At 52.2% G+C, this 2,374-nt stretch carries 1 protein-coding gene and 3 pseudogenes; 1 reads left to right on the forward strand and 3 read right to left on the reverse strand.

Features of this window, described 5'->3' with window-relative positions; translation table 11 throughout:
* Nucleotides 1-558: 558 nt before the first annotated feature.
* Nucleotides 559-837: pseudogene (locus tag LQK84_RS24990) on the reverse strand (transposase); the annotation flags it as partial.
* A 97-nt stretch (nt 838-934) separates the two neighbouring features.
* Nucleotides 935-1,612, reverse strand: coding sequence for a Wzz/FepE/Etk N-terminal domain-containing protein (locus tag LQK84_RS24995; RefSeq protein WP_230831488.1), 678 nt, complete (start codon nt 1,610-1,612; stop codon nt 935-937).
* Nucleotides 1,613-1,947: 335 nt separating this feature from the next.
* Here LQK84_RS24995 and LQK84_RS25000 point away from each other — a divergent pair.
* Nucleotides 1,948-2,252 (forward strand): annotated as a pseudogene (locus LQK84_RS25000) (transposase); the annotation flags it as partial.
* 15 nt (nt 2,253-2,267) lie between these two features.
* Here LQK84_RS25000 and LQK84_RS25005 read toward each other — a convergent pair.
* Nucleotides 2,268-2,374: pseudogene (locus tag LQK84_RS25005) on the reverse strand (IS630 family transposase); the annotation flags it as partial.

A 2,374-nucleotide genomic window follows, 5' to 3' on the forward strand; every position in this document is an offset into this window, starting at 1 on the left:
GCTCCAACGCTGCGCAATGTGAAAGCTACGCGTTTCCGCCGGTTGCTCAAGCCGCGCCATTTGGCGTATCAAAAACCGCCGAGGCTCTAATCGCAGCCGGATGAAAGTTCAGTGGCAGGTCAGATGCGCACCCTTAGTCAACGCGACACGCCAATCGGCCAGTGGCTCAGAGCGAGGTTGTCCAGAGGCGTCGCACGCAATGTCATCATCGTGGCCCTGGCCAACAAACTGGCGCGTATCGCGTGGGCGGTGTTGCGCAAAGGTCTGCCATACGAGCGGTCCTATGGCATCGCGGTAAATTAAGTAATTGGCTGCCGGGAGCGCTGCCTACGATGTTTGCGAGTGGAATGGAGATGGCCTGACAGTTGATCGGCGTTCTGATAGCCCAGCAGTGGAAATGGTTCTTGGACACCGTGTTGGTTATCGTGGCTCTGAACGTGCGGATATCCATCTTGGCCACGGCATGACCGTGAGACCGAATACGCTGAAGCAGACTGTTCAGGGATCAAAAAAATCACTTGCAAGCAGGGCGGGCCATACGTTCCACTGAAAGCTGACCCGGCGCAGCGCCTTCACCTCGTCGCTGGTCGCCGAACGGGCAGTGTCGCCTGCAAGACGCTTCTTGTCCGCTTCGAGAAATTCCTTTGACCAGCTATAAGACAGGCTCTCGGCGATCCCTTCGCGACGGCAAATTGCGGCAATGCTGCCCTCGCCACGAAGGCCTTCCAGCACGATACGGATTTTTTCCTCGGCGGAATGATGCTTGCGCGTCGCGCGGCGGATGTCCTTGATCGTCTTCTCGACCGCCGATGTCTGCGGCCCGGTTTTCTGTCTCATGGGCGCTGATGTCGGACAGGCATGAGAACTTCGACATCTCCGATTTGCACCAGAGATTCGGATTCAGCGCCTTTTGAAAAGCAAAAGGGGGTCACGGTCACTGAGGTGCCATATGATTTCTTGATTTAATATTATATCGAATGAAAATAAATGCAGCACTTAAAAGAAGGCCGGCAATCAACGATCTCGCAAGAATGGCATTAATACTTGGCGAGATTTTTGTAATAATAGGCTGTGAGAAAGTGATTGGCTCGGTCCCCGCCTCGATCATCGCAATAACACGTGCCGAATTTAATTTTTGCAGCGCGATAGAATCCGACAGCGAAGATTCAGAGCCCGTCAAATTTTTGATCAGCTTCAATTCAAATTCGGCCCTGTCCAGAATGTTTCGCTTGGCTATCAATGCAGCTTGCGCCAACTCAGCGGCATATTCGCTTTCTGGCAAAGGGTCACTCGTTTGCAAAGCAACAAGTCCATGGTCTGAAACCGCCCACTTTGGATCCAAGTTGTTTATGAGAGGGTCCAAATACCTCTTCGCCCAACACCTTGTACCGTCTAAAACACTTGTATCGTCTACACAATGATACCAGTTTGAAGGTATATAAGGCATTACCTTTTCTTGGGCGCTGATAGCGAATACCGGAGGCACAAAAGAGGCATATCCCGCACCAAGGATCAAACAGGAAAACGTTATAGAAATAGCGACCAGTTTTTTACGCCAAAATTCCTTTGCCAATTCATATAGGTCAATTTCATCTTTGTTTGGATTGGTCAAACTCGGCTCCTGCCTTTAATGTGTCGATCGGACTCTTTACTGATTTGCACGTGGTTATCTCATTTCTACATCCTTCGCAATCTTGCGGATGTAGGGGCGATACTCGCCTTATTGGCCTGACTAATTTCACCGGTCGAAGAACTGAATGGTCCGGTCCTGCGGGTTGACTGGTGGTTTTCTCGTGAATTTGCGCCGCTGTCAGAGCGCATTTAGACCACATGGAACACATAAGCCAGCTTTAGAGGCTGCCTCAAAAAGAGGTGTGTGATTTCAACAGGTTATGATTCCTTCGGATTTGCAAAGAACAGATGGAGTTCGCGGTGGCCTAGACAGAAATCACCCTGCGGCACTATACCCATCGGACTCCACGCTATGCAAGCGACATGACCGATCAGGAATGGGCACTGGTACAGCCTTTTCTGCCCATACCCCGCCGCCGGCGTCGCCCTCGCAGCACGGATTTGCGCGAAGTCGGCAACTCCCGGCTTTGCATCGTCACGTCGCGTTGCCAGTGGCGTATGCTGCCGAAGGATTTTCTGCCCAGCTCGACCGTCCAGCGGAATGGCGGTCATTGGAGCTGTGGTCACGCATCAACCATCATCTGGTGATGGAAGCCCGCGAATTGGAGGGCAAAGAGGCCTAGATCGGAATCCGATCATGTTGCATCGTATCCAGCGGCGGCGAAATAGTTCTGGCATTCGTTTGGCGTGAAGAGTTTGAGGACGCGCCCAATTGTGTTCCAGAGGCCACTGATGGAGCGCT

This window comes from Rhizobium sp. C4 (genome assembly GCF_021026315.1).
In the GTDB taxonomy this organism is placed as follows: Bacteria; Pseudomonadota; Alphaproteobacteria; order Rhizobiales; family Rhizobiaceae; genus Ensifer_A.